Source organism: Cryptosporangium sp. NPDC048952, assembly GCF_043197895.1.
Taxonomy (GTDB): Bacteria; Actinomycetota; Actinomycetes; order Mycobacteriales; family Cryptosporangiaceae; genus Cryptosporangium.
On sequence record NZ_JBICTY010000007.1, the window covers coordinates 488,331 to 503,921 of the forward strand.

Consider the following 15,591-nt stretch of genomic DNA (forward strand, 5'->3'; position numbering starts at 1 on the left):
GGCGCACCGGGCACCACCCAGTTCCCCGGCCCGGCGCTCGTCCTGGACGTCTTCCGCACGACCGGCGAACGTCCGGTAGTGACGATCGAGGGCGACAGGGTCTCGGTCGTCAGGGCGGCCGGGCGGGCGGCTGACCGCTGGAGGCTCGACGGCACGAGCGAGGCTTCACACCAGTGGGTTGAACGATCCCGGGCTCAAGCGCGCTCGCGGGGCAGCAGCAGGCAGAGCAGGGCGCCGCTTAACGCGGCGGCCGCCGCGACCGTGTAGGCGAGCCGGAATGCGCCGAGCCCGGTCGGCAGCATCCCGCCGCCGGAGGTGACGAACGCGTCGGCGAGGAGCACCGCCATGATGGCGCTGGACAGCGACGTCCCCAGCGAGCGCATCAGCGTGTTGAGCCCGTTCGCCGCTGCGGTCTCTCCCACCGGGACGTTCCGCATGATCAGCGTCGGCATGGCGGCGTACGCGAGCGCGATGCCGAGGCCGGTGAACGTCGCGATCAGCACGATCTGCCAGACCGCGTGCATGAGGAACGTCGCGGCCGCGAACGCGGACCCGAGCACGGTGGCGCCGACCATCAGCGTGGTCCGCGCCCCGCGCGCCGCCGTGAGCCGCGCGGAGAGCGGCGACGCGAACAGCATCACGATGCCGCTCGGCGCCATGCACAGCCCAGCCGCGAGCATCGTCTGACCGAGCCCGAATCCAGTGCTCCGCGGCGCCTGCAGCAGCTGCGGCAGGATCATCACGCTGCCGTACATCGCGAACCCGATCAGCACCGACGCGCAGTTCGTGACCAGCACCGGCCGCCGCACTGTCGTCCGCAGATCGACGAGCGGCGACCTCCGCCGCAGCTCGAACACCGTCCACAGCGGCACGACCACCACGAAGACACCCGCGAGGCTCAGCACGGCGGGGCTGGTCCAACCCCACGCGTTGCCCTTCGAGATGACGAGCAGCAGGGCCGCCAGCCACACCGCGAGTCCGATTGCGCCGACCCCGTCGAACCGGCCGCCACTGCGCAGCCCCGACTCGGGCACGACGGCCGCGACCGCCAGCAGCGCCAGCAGGCCGACCGCTCCGGCTCCCCAGAACAGCAAGTGCCAGTCGGCGTGCTCGGCGACCAGTGCGGACGCCGGCAACCCGATCGCCGCGCCGGTGCCCATCGTCGAACTCATGAAAGCGATCGCCGAACCCTGGCGGTCAGCGGGCAGGATGTCCTTCATCAGGCTGATGCCGAGCGGGATCGCGCCCGCACCGGCGCCCTGGAGCACCCGGCCGACGACCATCAGCGCGAGCGAGCCGCTCAGCGCGGAGCACACGGCACCGACGACGAGCAGGCCAAGTGAGACCATCATCATGCGTCGCTTGCCGAACATGTCGCCCAGCCGGCCGGCGACCGGAGTGGCGACGGCACCGGCGAGCAGCGTCGCGGTGAGCACCCAGGCCGCGTCGTCGGGTGCGGCGTTCAACAGCGTCGGCAGGCTCGGGATGAGCGGCACGACGATCGTCTGCATGATCGCGGCGACGAGGCCGCCGCTGGCCAGCACCGGAACGATGAACCGGGGGGTGGCGAGGGCGTCCGGCGGGGATGGCGCCCGCAGCATCTCGTCGACCACCGCGCGCGTCCCCCACTGCTTTGGTTGTTGAAAGCAACAGCACGGTAACACGCGCCCCGGGGTTACCGAAAGGCTTACCGGAAAGAGTTGCCGAGCTGGTCGAGCACCTCGTCGATCGTGGGGATCAGCGCGCGGACCTCGGGTTCCTCAATCCACAGGGCGGTCGCGACGCGGAGGCCCGTCAAGAACGCGGCAGCCAGCACCCGGGTGGCGCGACGCACCTCCGGAGCGTCCGCACCGGACCGTTCCTGCAGCACCCGGGCGACGTCACGCTCGAACGCGCCGTAGATCGCCGACTGCCGGGCGACGAGCGAGGGGTGCTGGCGCAGCGCCCGCATCGCGGTGGCGCGCGCCAAATCCGGGTCGGCCCACTGCCCGTACAGCGCGCGCAGGCTCTCCCGCAACGCCCGCCACGGCGGCTCGCCCGCCGGTCGCTCGCGCAGCGCGTCGAGCCAGGCCCGCAGGCGCTCGACGTCGCCGTGCAGGATCGCGTCTTCCTTGCTCGGGAAGTAGTTGGAGAACGTGCGCCGCGAGAGGTCGGCCGCGTCCGCGATCGCCTCGGTCGTCACGCGGTCCAGTCCGTGTTCCAGCGCGAGCCGAACGGCGGCCTCGTGCAACGCTTGGCGCGCAGCCGTCTTCTTGCGCTCGCGCAATCCATTCACGCTGGTCAGCGTACCGTTTTCCGCAGCTGGTTTCCCGATGTGCAAACTTGCACACCGGGCAGTAATGTGTGGTTGCATCAGTCAATCAATCTCGGAGGACGCGCGCCGATGACCGCGCAGACCGCATCACCACCCGCACCCGGCGAGGCCATGACCCACCGGCAGACGCTGGAGGCGCTATCCGGCCTCCTGCTGGTGCTCTTCGTCGCGATGACCAGCGCCACCGTGGTCTCCACGGCCCTGCCGACGATCATCGGCGCGCTGGACGGCACGCAGAGCCAGTACACGTGGGTCGTCACCGCTTCGCTGCTCGCGGCCACCGCGACCACCCCGATCTGGGGCAAGCTCGCCGACCTCTTCAGCAAGAAACTGCTCGTGCAGATCGCGATCGGGATCTTCCTGGTCGGCTCGATCATCTGCGGCTTCGCCCAGAACGCCGGCGAGCTGATCGCCGCCCGCGCCTTCCAGGGCCTCGGCATGGGCGGCCTGCAGGCGCTGGTGCAGGTCGTGATGGCCGCGATGATCCCGCCCCGCGAGCGGGGCCGCTACAACGGCTACCTCGGCGGCGTCATGGCGCTGGCCACGGTCGGCGGTCCGCTGCTCGGCGGCCTGATCGTCGACACCGACTGGCTCGGCTGGCGCTGGTGCTTCTTCATCGGTGTGCCGATCGCGATCGTCGCGCTGATCGTCCTGCAGCGGACGCTGCACCTCGCGGTCGTGAAGCGCGAAGGCGTCTCGATCGACTACCCGGGCGCGTTCCTGATCGCCGGTGGCGTCAGCATCCTGTTGATCTGGGTGACGTTCGTCGGCAGCTCGTTCGACTGGGTGTCCTGGCAGACCGCGGTGATGGTCGGCGCGGGTGTGATCGTGCTGGCGTTCGCCACCTGGGTCGAGAGCCGGGTCTCCGAACCGGTCGTCCCGCTGCGCGTCATCACCCAGCGCACGCCCGCGCTGGCGATCGTCGCCAGCCTCTCGGTCGGCATGGCGATGTTCGGCGGCGCGGTGTTCCTCGGTCAGTACTTCCAGATCGGTCGCGGTTACAGCCCGACCGAGGCGGGTCTGCTGACGATCCCGATGATGGCCGGCGTCCTTCTCTCGTCGACGATCTCCGGTCGGCTGATCACCGCGACCGGCAAGATCAAGCCGTACATCATCGCGGGCACTGTCGTGCTGGTCGCCGGGTTCGGCATTCTGGGGACGATCGACCACGAGACGAACCTGGTCATCGTCGGCGTGGGCATGTTCCTGGTCGGCACCGGCGTCGGCATGTCGATGCAGAACCTGGTGCTGGTCGTGCAGAACACCGTCGCGCTCTCGGACCTCGGCGCGGCCAGCGGCGCGATCACGTTCTTCCGCTCGCTCGGCGGCACGATCGGCGTGTCGGTGCTCGGCGCGGTGCTCGCCAACAAGGTCACCGCCGACATCACCGACCACTTGCGGGCGGCCGGGGTGTCCCCGAGCGCCGGCGGCGACACCAGCACGCTGGACCTCAAGGCGCTCCCGCCGGCGTTCCAGGAGATCGTGCGCGCGGCCTACGGCGACGCCACCGGCCACATCTTCCTGATCGCCGCCGCGATCGCGGTCGTGGGTGTGCTCGCCGCGGTGGCCCTGCCGAAGGTCGAGCTGCGCACGACCGTCGACATGGCAAAGGCCGACAAGGACCCCGAGGAGGCCACCGCGCTCACCGAGGTGGCCGGCGGAGTGGGCGTCGAGGACGGCGACCGCACCGAAGGTATCCGCCGCTGAGGACGCGGTCACGGGCTCCGCGCGGGAGGCGCGGAGCCCGTGACCGTGCGGTCACTTTCGGTCCTTAATGGAACAGCAGGTGAACTGGCGATTCTGCGTTTGACCAGCGGTTGCCAGTGGGCAAACAGCTGTTTCCATGCGGGTTCCCGGTCACAGGTGAACCGCAGGCAAACACTTCGCGGACTTCGCCTTCGGCACTTTTGCGGCTTGGTTGGCGGGCGCAATCTGGTCCCGTGACAGCTGCAACGGTAATTCTTGTGCTGGTCGTGATTACCGCGCTGGCGTTCGACTTCACCAACGGGTTCCACGACACCGCGAACGCGATGGCCACGTCCATCGCCACGAAGGCGCTGCAGCCGAAGACTGCAGTCGCCTTATCCGGGATCCTCAACCTCATCGGTGCGTTCCTGTCCGTCGAGGTCGCCCTCACGGTCACGAACGCTGTAGTCAAGATCCAGGAGAAGGACGGATCACCCAAGGAGGCGCTCACCGCTGACGGCGGCCAAGCGCTCCTGTTCATCGTGCTCGCCGGACTCGCCGGTGGCATCATCTGGAACCTGCTGACGTGGCTGCTCGGTCTGCCGTCCAGCTCGTCGCACGCGCTCTTCGGCGGTCTGGTCGGCGCCACGATCGCGGGCCTGGGCTTCAGCGGCGTCAACTGGAACGGCGACGGCAGCAAGCTCGACGGCGTCGTCGGCAAAGTGATCTTGCCTGCGCTGTTGTCCCCGGTGATCGCGTGCGTGATCGCCGCGGCCGGAACGTGGCTGATCTACGCGGTCGTGCGCGGCGTTGCCGAGCGCTACACGAACACCGGCTTCCGCTGGGGCCAGATCGGCTCGGCCTCGCTGGTCTCGCTCGCGCACGGCACCAACGACGCGCAGAAGACGATGGGCGTCATCACGCTCGCGCTGATCGCCAGCGGGCACTGGACCGACACCGAGAGCATCCCGTTCTGGGTGAAGGCCTGCTGTGCTCTCGCGATCGCCCTCGGCACCTACCTCGGTGGCTGGCGGATCATCCGCACGCTCGGCAAGGGCCTGGTCGAGATCGCTCCCCCGCAGGGCATGGCCGCCGAGTCCGCCTCGGCCGCAGTCATCCTGACCTCGAGCCACCTCGGCTTCGCGCTGTCCACCACGCACGTGGCCACCGGGTCGATCCTCGGCACCGGCATCGGCAAGCGCGGCGCGGAGGTCCGCTGGCGGGTCGCCGGCCGCATGGTCGCCGCGTGGGTCATCACGCTCCCCAGCGCCGCGATCGTCGGTGCGCTGCTCTGGTACGTCGGTGACCTCCTCGGTGGCGGCCTGTTCGGCGCGATCGTGGTCTTCCTGCTGCTCCTCGCGGCGGCCGGCTACATGTACTACCGGTCGCGGCAGAAGCCGGTGCACGCGGGCAACGTCAACGACGAGTGGGAAGGCGCCCCGCAGGGCGACCGCACCCCCGAGACCGTCTGATCCGGGAGACCATTTCATGGGGCACAACATCACTCTTGCGTTCGAGGCGGCCTGGAAGGTCCTCGCCATCGGCCTGGTCCTCGGTGCCGGCCTGCCGACGCTGTTCGCGTTCGGCATCCGGACGATGGCGTGGGGTCAGGGCGGCTCGGCGGAGGTCGACACGGCCGCGTCGCCGCACCCGGTCGGCCGGATCATCGGAATCCTGTGCTTCGCGCTCGTTCTGCTCGCCATCGCGCTGGGCATCACGTACGTCGTCGCGTACGGATTCGGCAAGGAACTGAGCTTCGAGCACATCTACCCGACCATCCAGAACAAGGACTGACGATGAGCGAACCGCGCTCCAACTTTGTCACCCGAACCCTGGAGTGGCTGCGCGCCGGCTACCCGTCCGGCGTGCCGAAGCAGGACTACGTCGTGCTGCTCGGTCTGCTGCGCCGCAAGCTGACCGATCACGAGGTCCACTCGATCGCGAACGACCTCGCGCTGCTCGCCCTCCAGGGCGAGGAGATCACCACGGCCGACGTGGAGAAGCTGATCAACGAGGCAACGCTCGACGAGGCGTCGCAGGAGGACGTGGCCCGAGTCTCCGCGAGGCTCGCGGCCGGCGGCTGGCCCCTGGCCGACGCCCCCGCCCAGTAGTGCACAGCCCGCTGAGAGTGCCGCTGACCGGCGCTCTCAGCGGGCCCCGGGTCGGATCCGGTGTCAGCAACCGACGAAATGCTTGTCGTTGGCCCAGCCGGTGTTGGCCCACGTGTCCGGCTCCGCCGGGGTGAAGTCGGGGTAGAGCTTCGCCAGCTCACCGAGCAGCCAGTTCGCGAACCGGGCCGCGCCCTGCGGGCAGGCGTGGATCCCGTCGGTGCTGCGGTCGGCTCTTCCGTCGCGTTCCCGCTGGTAGTGGCTTCCCCAGACGGCTGTGGCGTCGAGCAGGTGGGCCCGGCCGCCCGAGCCACTCACCACGGCACGGGCGACCGGCCCGGTGCGGTCGAGGTCGGCGACGTGCGGCGCATAGAAGTCGTCGGGCCGGATCGGCGGCATCGTGACGAAAACCAGCGCGGCGCCGGTCGCGGTGACCGTGGCCAGAAGTTTGCGGTAGGCCGTGGTCTGCTCGTCCCGGCTGCCCCAGTCGTACGTGGTGATCTGATAGACGACCACGGACGGATCGGCGTCGGCGATTCGTCGGGGCAGCGTCGGCCAGGTTTTGTCGGAGAACGGCCCGACGACGTTGCCGCCGCCGTCGGAGGCCAGCGATCGGAAGCGGACACCGCTCGCGGCGAACGCCGCTGTCAGCGGTAAGGCCTGCCCGGCAGCGACGGAGTCGCCCAGCAGCACCACCGGCGAGACGCTGCTCCTGCTCGCCGGGGTTCGCTCGGAAACGTCGGGGGCCGACGGGCCGGAGCACGCGGCGGAGAGCAGCAGCACGGCCACGCCGACCGCGAATCGTGGAAGGACGGTCATGCGTCCACCGTGACCGGGCGATGTCCCCGTGCTGTCCCGGTCGGGTCGCGGTGGTGTCGCGGCGTCGCGACGAACCTGCGACAGCGTAGGGACCACGGGCGGACGTCGGCCGGGCAGCGTCGACGGGCATGAGCATCGTGGTCGATCGCAGCCCGGCGCTGCGTCCGCACGTCGCCGCGTTGGACGGCCTCCGTGGCGTAGCCGTTCTCGGTGTCCTGCTGTTCCACACCGGCCACCTGCCGGGCGGGTTCCTCGGCGTGGACCTGTTCTTCGCGCTCTCCGGCTACCTGATCACGGACCTGCTGCTGCGCGAGGCCGCCGCGACGGGCACGGTGTCGCCGGCGGCGTTCTGGGGACGGCGGGTCCGGCGGCTGTTGCCGGCGCTCGTCTTGGTGCTCGTCGGCGCCACCCTGGCCGCCGTCGCGGTCGGGCCGCCCGACCTGGTCCGCACCACGGCGGCGGACGGCCCGTGGGTGCAGGCGAACCTGGTCAACTGGCACCTGCTGGCCGAGTCCGCGAGTTACTGGGACCGGTTCGGCCGAGCCCGCGTGTTCGAGCACCTGTGGAGCATCGCGGTCGAGGAGCAGTTCTACCTCGGGTGGCCACTCGTCGTGCTGGTGATCGCACGGCGAAGCGGACGGGTGGCGCGCCGGGTCGCTGTCGCCGCGGTGGGCGGGTCGATCTGTTCCGCGATCCTGATGATCGTGCTGGCCGATCCGGCCGACCCGACCCGGGTCTACACCGGCACCGACACGAGGGCGTTCTCGTTGCTGCTCGGCGCCGCGGTGGCCGCCGTGCCCGGCATTCCGGAACGGCTGGCCGGGCCGTGGAGCGCCGCGCTGGCCGCCGGGCTGGGCACGGCCTGGCTGGTCGTCGACGGTGCCGACGACCAGTGGCTGTTCACCGGTGGCCTGCTCGTGCACTCGCTGGCCTCGGCCGCCCTGATCGGGGCGTGCGTCCGGGCCCCGGGTTCGACGGTCGCCCGGCTCCTGGCCGTGCCGCCGCTACGGTGGCTCGGACTGATCTCCTACAGCCTGTACCTCTGGCACTGGCCGGTCGTCGTGCTGCTGTCCACCGAGCGGACCGGGCTGGAGGGCTGGACCTGGACGCTTCTGGTGGGCACGGTGGCGATCGGGTTGGCCGTGGCGTCGAAGTACCTGGTCGAGGACCCGATCCGGTACCGCGCGGGGTGGGCGAGGGGCCGCACCGGTCTGCTGGCGTTCGTGGTCGTGATGATCGGCTTGGCCGTGCTGTGGCGTGTGGTTCCGCAACCACCACCGGTCACGATCGACGTGACTCACCTCAGCTGAACAGCGGGCAGGTCCGCCGGACGTCGGACTCCGGAGTGTCGATGGTGAACCGCACCTGCACCTCGGTCGCGCGGGAGCCCTCGCTCTGCGTCGTCACCCCCACCGCGGTGCACACGATCTGGTCGATGCCCCGCGGGGTCACCTCGTAGAGCGCCAGCGGCACCTTCAGGACAACGAGCCCCGGCTGGGTGGTGACGACGACCTGCGTGGTGCCGCCCGCGGTGATCCCGGTGCCGAGGCCCGAGTCGCCGGGGCCGGTCAGGAGCCAGGCCAACGCCTCGGAGACCGTGCCCAGGTGACCGGTCCCGCGCAGCTGGGGCCGCAGCGCGCCGTTTCCGTCGAGGAAGTACAGCGTGACGCCGGGTGCCACGCCGGTCGGGGGTCGCCCGGCATCGGAGACGCCGGACGGCCGCAGCCCGCATCCGGCGAGCAGCAGGACGACGAGTGCGGCCACCACCCCGCGCGTCACGTCCCGGCCCCGTTCCGCGGCAGCCGCAGGACGAACCGCGCCCCGCCGCCGTCGATGTTCTCCGCGGTGAGATCACCGCCGTGCAGCCGGGCGTTCTCCCGCGCGATCGCCAGCCCGAGCCCGCTGCCGGCGGTCCGGGACCGCGCGGGGTCGAACTTGGAGAAGCGGTCGAACACGTGCGGAAGCGCGTCGTCGGACAGCCCCGCTCCGTGGTCGGTGACCTCGACCCGGACGTCGTCCGCGTCGCTGGCCGCGCGCACCCGAACCGGTGGGCGGCCGTGGCGCAGCGCGTTTCCGACGAGGTTGGCCACGATGACGTCGAGCCGGCGCTTGTCCGCGCGGAGCCGGTGCTCGGCCGACACCACCACGTCGACACGTTCCGTCCAGCCCCGTGCCCGAACGCAGTCCCGGACGCTGTCGGCCAGAACCACCTCCTCGACGCGGAGCCGTGCGGTTCCCGCGTCGAAACGGGCCACCTCCATCAGGTCCTCGACGAGACGCACCAGCCGATCCACCTCGGCGATCGCCAGCCGAGCGGACTCACGCGCGTCCGGTTGCATGCCGTCGGCCTCATCCGCCAACACCTCCACCACAGCGGTCAGCGTGCTGAGCGGGGTGCGCAGCTCGTGGGCCACGTCGGCAGCGAACCGCCGGGCGTCGGACTGCATCTGCCGCATCGTCGCCATCGAGGTCTGCAGTGACTCGGCCATCTCGTTGACGCTGACGGCCAGGTCGGCCAGTTCGTCGTCGCCGGAGGGCGGTGACCGAGCGCCGAGGTCTCCGTCCGCAAGCCGGCGGGCGGTGGTCCGTAGCTCCCGCACCGGACGCAGGACGCGACGCGCGGCGGACAGTGCCAGCAGCACGGCCAATGGAAGGGCGAGCGACGCGGTCACGATCGCGGAGCGCGTGAGGGCGTCGATTCGCTGGGCGACGTCGGTGAGGTCGCGCACGGCGTAGACCTCGATCCCGGACGGGGTGGTCGTCCCGTCCGGTGCGGTGGTCACCACCGCGGTGCCGATCACCAGCCACGGCGTCCCGTCCGCCGTGATCCGCTGCGCGACGAGTCGTCCGCGGAGCCGGACGGCCTCGCGGACCGCGTCGGTGACCAGTGGAATGCGCTCCCCGTCGGCTGACTGGAGCCCCTGGTACGTGACCAGCGTGTTCGGCCCGAGCGATGCGCGGAGCCGATCCAAGGTGGCCTGGTCCGGCGGATACGTGACTTGTGGGGTGAGCGCGGTGATCCGATCGGCCAGCGTCCCGGTGAGTTGTTGCTGGGTCGTGTCGACCAATGCGGCGCCGGCCGACCGGGCGCTCGACCACGCCGTCGCCGCGACGCCGATGACCGTCACCACGACGAACGCGGTGACCAGCCGGGGACGCAGCCCACGCGTCCTCCACCGTCGACTCACAGAGGTCCGAACCGGTAGCCGAATCCCCGTACGGTCTGGACGTACCGCGGTGAGGCGGCATCGGCCTCGATCTTCGCCCGTAACCGCTGGACGCCGTTGTCCACCAGCCGGGAGTCCCCCAGGTAGTCGTGCTCCCAGACGTCTTCGAGCAGTTGCTGGCGGCTGAGCACCCGGCCGGGGACGCGGGACAACGTCAGCAGCAGGCGAAGCTCGGTCGGGGTCAGCGCCACCACCTCGCCACGCGTGGTGACGGTCAGCGCGGTGGTGTCGATACGCAGGTCACCGAAGGACCGGACACCGTCCGCGGGTCCGCTGGTACGCCGCAGCACCGCGCGGATCCGGGCATCGAGGACGCTGGGCCGGGCCGGCTTGACCACGTAGTCGTCCGCACCGGCCTCCAGACCCTGGACCACGTCGAGGTCGTCGTCGCGGGCCGTCACCATGATGACCGGCAGCTGGGAGAAGGACCGGATCCGACGACACACCTCGACGCCGTCGACGTCGGGCAGCATCACGTCGAGCGCGACGAGATCCGGCGGCGACTCCTGGATCGCGCGCAGGCCCTCCGCGCCGTTCGCCGCCGTCCGCACGTCGTAACCGTGTCTGCCCAACGCGATCCGGAGCCCGCGCCGGACCGGTTCGTCGTCCTCGATCAGCAGAATCGCCACCACGGACCCCAGTATGCGACCCCGCGACGACCCGGTGGCCTCCGCGAACGCTTGCGACGAACCTGCGACAAGCGGTCACCCTAGAGCGCGAGGACCGCCATGGCCACGGCGAGGACACCGAGGATCGCGAGGAGCACCAGGAACCAGCCGAAGCGGCCCCAGACGTGGGCCGCGCGCTCGTACGGCTGGGACGGATCCCGGTGAGCAGCCGCGTGCTGAACGCGACGCTGCTCCGGCACCCCCGGCGACCGCCGCACCGCCGGAAGCGCGGACAGACCCGGCAGACCGTCCTCGGGCTGACGCGGCGCGGGCAGCGCGGCCCGGCGCGGCGGCGCGGCGATCTCGGCGACCGGACGCCGCACCAGCCGCGCGGCGGCCTTCGCGGCCCGGTTGAACACTCCCCCGGCAACCGGCAGACGCGGCGGCGCGACCACCCGCGGCGGCCGCGGAACACCCATCGCCGCAGCCCCGACCGCCGCCGGCGTCCCGACCGGCAGCGCGAGATCCGCGGCGAGCCGACCGAGCGCGCCACCCGCCATCGCGAACGCCGGCGGATCCGGCTGCACCGGCTCGATCCCCAGCGTATCGCGCAGCGTCAGCCAGAGCGTCGGCAGCGGCGCCGAGCCACCCACCAGCACGATCGCGTCGAGTTCGGCCGGCGTCACCCGGGCCTCGCGCAGGACCCGCGCGGTCACCCGGGCCACCCGGTCGGCCACCGGCCGGGCGAACCGCTCCATGTCGGACCTGGTCAGCGGAACGATGTCCGCGGTGCCCGGCACGGACACCGGCACGAACTCCGCCTCGTCGAGCGTCTCCTTCGCGGCCCGGACGTCGGCCCAGAACTCCCGTTGCGTACGGCGCTGATCGATGGTGCGGGGACGGTCGATCGCCCGCCAGATCTCCCGGCGCTGACGACCGGCCGCGGCGGCGATGTGCGCGGCGATCGCCGCGTCGATCCGGCGCCCGCCGACAGTGGGATCCCCGCCGACCGCGACGACCGCGAGCCGTCCCGCCTCGGGGGCCAGCACCGAGACGTCGAACCCGCGCGCCCCGACATCGACGACCACGAGCCGACGCTCGACCGCCATCGACGCCCCGACCGCGGCCACGGCGGCGACCGGCTCCGGGATCAGCGTGACGTCGGCGAATCCGGCGTACCGGGCCGCCTCCCGCAGCGTCGCCTGCTCCGCCGCTGCCCACCGCACGGGGTAGGTCAGCGCGGCCGGCGGCACGCTGCCGAGCGTCGCCGTGGCCGAGGCCGCGACCGCGGCCAGCACCCCGGCGAGCAGGTCGGTCGGTGTGGTGTCCCGTTCGCCCAGCCGGAACTTCTGCTCGGCGATGTGGCGCCGCGGTGCGGGCTCGAAGTGGTCCGGGTCGGCGGCGGCAGCACGCTCCGCGTCCCGCCCCACCCGGATCGAGCCGTCGGCGCCGAGTAACACGCAGGAGGGCAGGACCGGCTCACCGTCGAACAGGAGCGGACTGCTCCGGCCGTCGGGCCGCCGAAGGAGCGCGACCGTGTTGGTCAGCCCTAAATCGACGCCGAGCAGCGGTCCGGACCCGGCGGGGCGTAACGCCGAATCCTCGCGAGAGGCTGACACACGGCACAGTATCCCGTGCGCGGAACATTTGCCGCGCGCGGCACGCTGTGGGGCGTCGCGAAAGGATTCAGCCCAGGCCTGCCGCCCGCAGACGCCGGACCAGCGGCTCCCGGCCGACGGGCTGGCGCACCGGCTCGACCGGGCCGAACGCCGGGATGTGGGCGCCGACCTCGCTCTTGCCGACGGTCAGCCGCTCGCCGTGGTGGAGAAGTTCCAGGTCGGCGCCGTCGAGCAGGCGGTAACGCGCCTCGCCCGGGTGCACCTCGACGCGCAACCGGCGCCCCCGCCAGCGGATCATGAATGCGATCCGGCTGAGCTCCTCCGGCAGCCGGGGCGCGAACGAGAGCCCGGCCTTCAGGTGGCGCATGCCGCCGAACCCGACCACGACGCCCGACCACACCCCGGACAGCGCCGCGATGTGCAGGCCGTGGGCGGTGTTGCCGGCCAGGTCGTTCAGGTCGAGCATGCCGGTCTCGCAGAGGTACTCGTACGCGAGGCCCAGGTGGCCCGTCTCCGCCGCCATCACGCCCTGGGTGGCCGCCGAGAGCGACGAGTCACGCACGGTGATCTGCTCGTAGTAGGCGAAGTTGCGCTGCTTCTGCGCGGGGGTGAACGCCTCCGGGCAGAGCTGCATCGCCAGGACCAGGTCGGCCTGCTTGACCACCTGCTTGCGGTACAGGTCGAGGTAGGGGAAGTGCAGCAGCAGCGGGTACTTCTCCGGCGGGGTGCCGCCGAAGTCCCACAGCGCGTGGTCGGTGAAGTTCTCCGACTGGGCGTGCACACCGCGCTTGGCGTCGAACGGCACGACCATCGCGTCGGCGGCGTCCTGCCAGGACGCGATCTCCTCGTTGTCGACGCCGAGTTCCGCGGCTTCCTCGGCGTAGCGGCGGCAGACGTCGGCGGCGCCGCGCAGGTTCCGCTGCGCCATGAGGTTGGTGAACAGGTTGTTGTCGGCGATCGCGCTGTACTCGTCGGGCCCGGTGACGCCGTCGATGCGGAAGCCGCCCTCACCGTCGTGGTGCCCGACCGAGCGCCAGAGCCGCGCGGTGGCCGTCAGCAACTCGAGCCCGACAGTGCGCTCGAACTCGTCGTCGCCGGTGGCACCGACGTGGCGCAGGACGGCGTCGGCGATGTCGGCGTTGACGTGCAGTGCCGCGGTGCCTGCGGGCCAGTAGCCGGAGCACTCCTGGCCGCGGATCGTGCGCCAGGGGAACGCGGCGCCGTTGAAGCCGAGTGTCTGGGCGCGCTCCTCGGCCAGCGGCAACGTCTCGCGACGCCACTGCAGGGCGTGCGCGGCGGCGTCGGGCACGGTGTGGCTGAGCATCGGCAGCACGAACGTCTCGGTGTCCCAGAACGTGTGGCCGTCGTAGCCGGGGCCGGTGAGACCCTTCGCCGGGATCGCGCGGCCCTCGGCGCGCGCACCGGCCTGCAGCACGTGGAACAGCCCGAACCGCACGGCCTGCTGCAGCTGGGCGTCGCCCTCGACCTCGACGTCGGCGCTCGCCCAGAAGTCGTCGAGGTACTCGCGCTGCTCGTCGAGCAGCCCGTCCCAGCCGGTGTAGCGGGCCGCGGTGATCGCCGCACGCACCTGGTCGTTGAGCGCGGGCAGCGAGCGCCGCGACGACCAGCCGTAGGCGAGGTACTTGACCAGGCGCACCGACCGGCCGGGCGCCAGCCGGCCGATCACCGTGGTGCGCCCGATGTTCTCGCTCGAGCTGGAGTGCGTCTCGGTGCCCGCCGGGCCCTGGACGTCGTGCTCCATCGTGGCGGCCATCCGCAGGCCGGTGCCCGCGAGGCTGTGCAGCAGCGTCGCGCCGGTGGTGTTGTTGTTGTGGATCTCCGGCACCAGCGGACGGGCCAGCGCCGCCTCGATCCGCGGGTCGTTCCCGGACTGCGGCAGCTCTTCGTTGGCGAACAGCTCGGACTGCAGGACGAGCTGGACCGGCTGGTCACCCGCGGTGACCGTGTAGCTGATCGCGGCGATCGAGCGCTGCACGAGCGAGACCAGCCGCTCGGTCGTGAGCGTGATCGACTTGCCGGCGGGTGACGTCCAGTGCAGCTCGCGGGTGAGCACGCCGGTGCGGAAGTCGAGGACACGCTCGTGGTCGACGACCTGCCCGTACCGGACGTCGAGCGGCTCGTCGTCGACCAGCAGGCGAATCAGCTTGCCGTTGGTGACGTTGACGATCGCCTGCCCGGACTCCGGGTAGCCGTAACCGCCCTCGGCGTACGGTAACGGCCGCAGTTCGCAGAACGAGTTGAGGTACGTGCCCGGCAGCTCGTGCGGCTCGCCCTCGTCGAGGTTGCCGCGCAGGCCGATGTGACCGTTGGCCAGCGTGAACACGGACTCGGAGACACCGAGCCGCTCGAGGTCGACGGACGACTCACGCACCGCCCACGGCTCGATGGCGTACGGACCGGACCCGATCACGGCTCCCCCAGCAGGTCGGTCAGTCTGGTGACGACGACGTCAGCGCCGTGCTCCTTGAGCGCGGCCCCCTGCCCCACCCGGTCGACGCCGACGACGAAGCCGAATCCGCCCGCGCGGCCGGCTTCGACCCCGGAGAGCGCATCCTCGAAGACCACGGCTTCCTCGGGACGCACGCCGAGCAGCTCGGCACCGGCCAGGAACGTGTCGGGTGCGGGCTTGCCGGCCAGGCCACGCTCGGCGGCGACCAGCGCGTCGACCCGCAGGTCGAACAGGTGCGCCAGCCCGGTGACCTCGAGTACCTGCTGGGCGTTCGCACTGGACGTGACCACCGCACGGGGTATGCCCGCCGCCTGGAGCGCCGTCACGTACTCCACCGCGTCGTCGAACACCTCGACGCCCTGCTCCTCGATCAACTGGAGCACCAGCGTGTTCTTGGTGTTCGAGAGGCCGAGCACCGTGTGGTCACCCAGGGTGTCGTCGGCAGTGCCCTCGGGCAGCTGGATGCCGCGCGACGCGAGGAACGCCCGCGTGCCGTCCAGCCGCTTCCGGCCGTCCACGTACCGCACGTAGTCGTCCTCGATGCCGAACGGCCGCTGGTCCGGCGCGTACTCGGCCAGGAACCGGTCGAACATCGCCTTCCACGCGTTCGCGTGCTGCGCGGCGGTACGAGTGACCACGCCGTCCAGGTCGAACAGGCAAGCCCGGATCGCGGGCGGTAATCCCAGCGTCATGCGAGAAGACTAAGCAGGGCCTACGACAGTTCGTCGAATCGCCGATGA

At 71.3% G+C, this 15,591-nt stretch carries 14 protein-coding genes; 5 read left to right on the plus strand and 9 right to left on the minus strand.

The annotated features are described in order from the left end of the window. Nucleotides 1–194: 194 nt before the first annotated feature. Together ACGFY5_RS36010 and ACGFY5_RS36015 are read right to left on the minus strand one after the other, a co-directional pair. A complete protein-coding gene (locus ACGFY5_RS36010; protein WP_392727455.1) occupies nt 195–1,613 on the minus strand; it encodes an MFS transporter in 1,419 nt (472 codons plus the stop codon). A gap of 74 nt (nt 1,614–1,687) precedes the next feature. Further along, entirely contained in the window at nt 1,688–2,275 is a 588-nt protein-coding gene (locus ACGFY5_RS36015) for a TetR/AcrR family transcriptional regulator (RefSeq protein ID WP_392727458.1), read from the minus strand. Nucleotides 2,276–2,383: 108 nt separating this feature from the next. Here ACGFY5_RS36015 and ACGFY5_RS36020 point away from each other — a divergent pair, with 108 nt between their 5' ends. From ACGFY5_RS36020 to ACGFY5_RS36035, 4 genes are all read left to right on the plus strand, one after another. Further along, on the plus strand, nt 2,384–4,021 hold the full coding sequence (locus ACGFY5_RS36020) for an MDR family MFS transporter (protein WP_392727460.1): 1,638 nt from the start codon (nt 2,384–2,386) through the stop codon (nt 4,019–4,021). A 233-nt stretch (nt 4,022–4,254) separates the two neighbouring features. Next, nucleotides 4,255–5,472 (plus strand): anion permease, encoded by a 1,218-nt coding sequence (locus ACGFY5_RS36025; RefSeq protein WP_392727462.1) that lies wholly within the window; start codon nt 4,255–4,257, stop codon nt 5,470–5,472. A 16-nt stretch (nt 5,473–5,488) separates the two neighbouring features. Then, nucleotides 5,489–5,794 (plus strand): hypothetical protein, encoded by a 306-nt coding sequence (locus ACGFY5_RS36030; protein WP_392727464.1) that lies wholly within the window; start codon nt 5,489–5,491, stop codon nt 5,792–5,794. 2 nt (nt 5,795–5,796) lie between these two features. Beyond that, complete coding sequence (locus ACGFY5_RS36035) at nt 5,797–6,111, plus strand: DUF3349 domain-containing protein (protein ID WP_392727465.1); 315 nt, start codon at nt 5,797–5,799, stop codon at nt 6,109–6,111. A 63-nt stretch (nt 6,112–6,174) separates the two neighbouring features. Here ACGFY5_RS36035 and ACGFY5_RS36040 read toward each other — a convergent pair whose 3' ends face one another. Beyond that, a complete protein-coding gene (locus tag ACGFY5_RS36040; protein WP_392727468.1) occupies nt 6,175–6,927 on the minus strand; it encodes an SGNH/GDSL hydrolase family protein in 753 nt (250 codons plus the stop codon). A 128-nt stretch (nt 6,928–7,055) separates the two neighbouring features. On the opposite strand from ACGFY5_RS36040, the gene ACGFY5_RS36045 reads away from it, so the two are divergent. Then, nucleotides 7,056–8,237, plus strand: a complete 1,182-nt coding sequence (locus tag ACGFY5_RS36045) for an acyltransferase family protein (RefSeq protein WP_392727469.1) — start codon at nt 7,056–7,058, stop codon at nt 8,235–8,237. Here the strand turns inward: ACGFY5_RS36045 and ACGFY5_RS36050 are convergent. The 6 genes from ACGFY5_RS36050 to ACGFY5_RS36075 all read right to left on the minus strand — a co-directional run bounded on the left by ACGFY5_RS36050 (nt 8,230) and on the right by ACGFY5_RS36075 (nt 15,543). Further along, the gene (locus ACGFY5_RS36050; protein ID WP_392727471.1) at nt 8,230–8,706 is read right to left on the minus strand and encodes a hypothetical protein; all 477 of its coding nucleotides are present in this window, start codon (nt 8,704–8,706) and stop codon (nt 8,230–8,232) included. The genes ACGFY5_RS36045 and ACGFY5_RS36050 overlap by 8 nt on opposite strands. Further along, complete coding sequence (locus tag ACGFY5_RS36055) at nt 8,703–10,115, minus strand: ATP-binding protein (protein WP_392727472.1); 1,413 nt, start codon at nt 10,113–10,115, stop codon at nt 8,703–8,705. The genes ACGFY5_RS36050 and ACGFY5_RS36055 overlap by 4 nt, the downstream gene beginning before the upstream one ends. Then, complete coding sequence (locus tag ACGFY5_RS36060) at nt 10,112–10,786, minus strand: response regulator (protein ID WP_392727475.1); 675 nt, start codon at nt 10,784–10,786, stop codon at nt 10,112–10,114. The genes ACGFY5_RS36055 and ACGFY5_RS36060 overlap by 4 nt, the downstream gene beginning before the upstream one ends. 77 nt (nt 10,787–10,863) lie before the next feature. Next, on the minus strand, nt 10,864–12,381 hold the full coding sequence (locus ACGFY5_RS36065; RefSeq protein WP_392727477.1) for an Hsp70 family protein: 1,518 nt from the start codon (nt 12,379–12,381) through the stop codon (nt 10,864–10,866). A gap of 67 nt (nt 12,382–12,448) precedes the next feature. Continuing rightward, on the minus strand, nt 12,449–14,812 hold the full coding sequence (locus ACGFY5_RS36070; RefSeq protein WP_392727479.1) for a glycoside hydrolase family 65 protein: 2,364 nt from the start codon (nt 14,810–14,812) through the stop codon (nt 12,449–12,451). Then, nucleotides 14,809–15,543, minus strand: coding sequence for an HAD family hydrolase (locus ACGFY5_RS36075; protein WP_392727481.1), 735 nt, complete (start codon nt 15,541–15,543; stop codon nt 14,809–14,811). The genes ACGFY5_RS36070 and ACGFY5_RS36075 overlap by 4 nt, the downstream gene beginning before the upstream one ends. Nucleotides 15,544–15,591: the final 48 nt, after the last annotated feature.

Excerpts from the sequence above, each read along its gene's own strand:
- ACGFY5_RS36040 (WP_392727468.1), bottom strand. The coding sequence starts at position 6,927 with ATGACCGTCCTTCCACGATTCGCGGTCGGCGTGGCCGTGCTGCTGCTC.
- ACGFY5_RS36075 (WP_392727481.1), bottom strand. The coding sequence starts at position 15,543 with ATGACGCTGGGATTACCGCCCGCGATCCGGGCTTGCCTGTTCGACCTG.
- ACGFY5_RS36020 (WP_392727460.1), top strand. The coding sequence starts at position 2,384 with ATGACCGCGCAGACCGCATCACCACCCGCACCCGGCGAGGCCATGACC.
- ACGFY5_RS36035 (WP_392727465.1), top strand. The coding sequence starts at position 5,797 with ATGAGCGAACCGCGCTCCAACTTTGTCACCCGAACCCTGGAGTGGCTG.
- ACGFY5_RS36045 (WP_392727469.1), top strand. The coding sequence starts at position 7,056 with ATGAGCATCGTGGTCGATCGCAGCCCGGCGCTGCGTCCGCACGTCGCC.
- ACGFY5_RS36030 (WP_392727464.1), top strand. The coding sequence starts at position 5,489 with ATGGGGCACAACATCACTCTTGCGTTCGAGGCGGCCTGGAAGGTCCTC.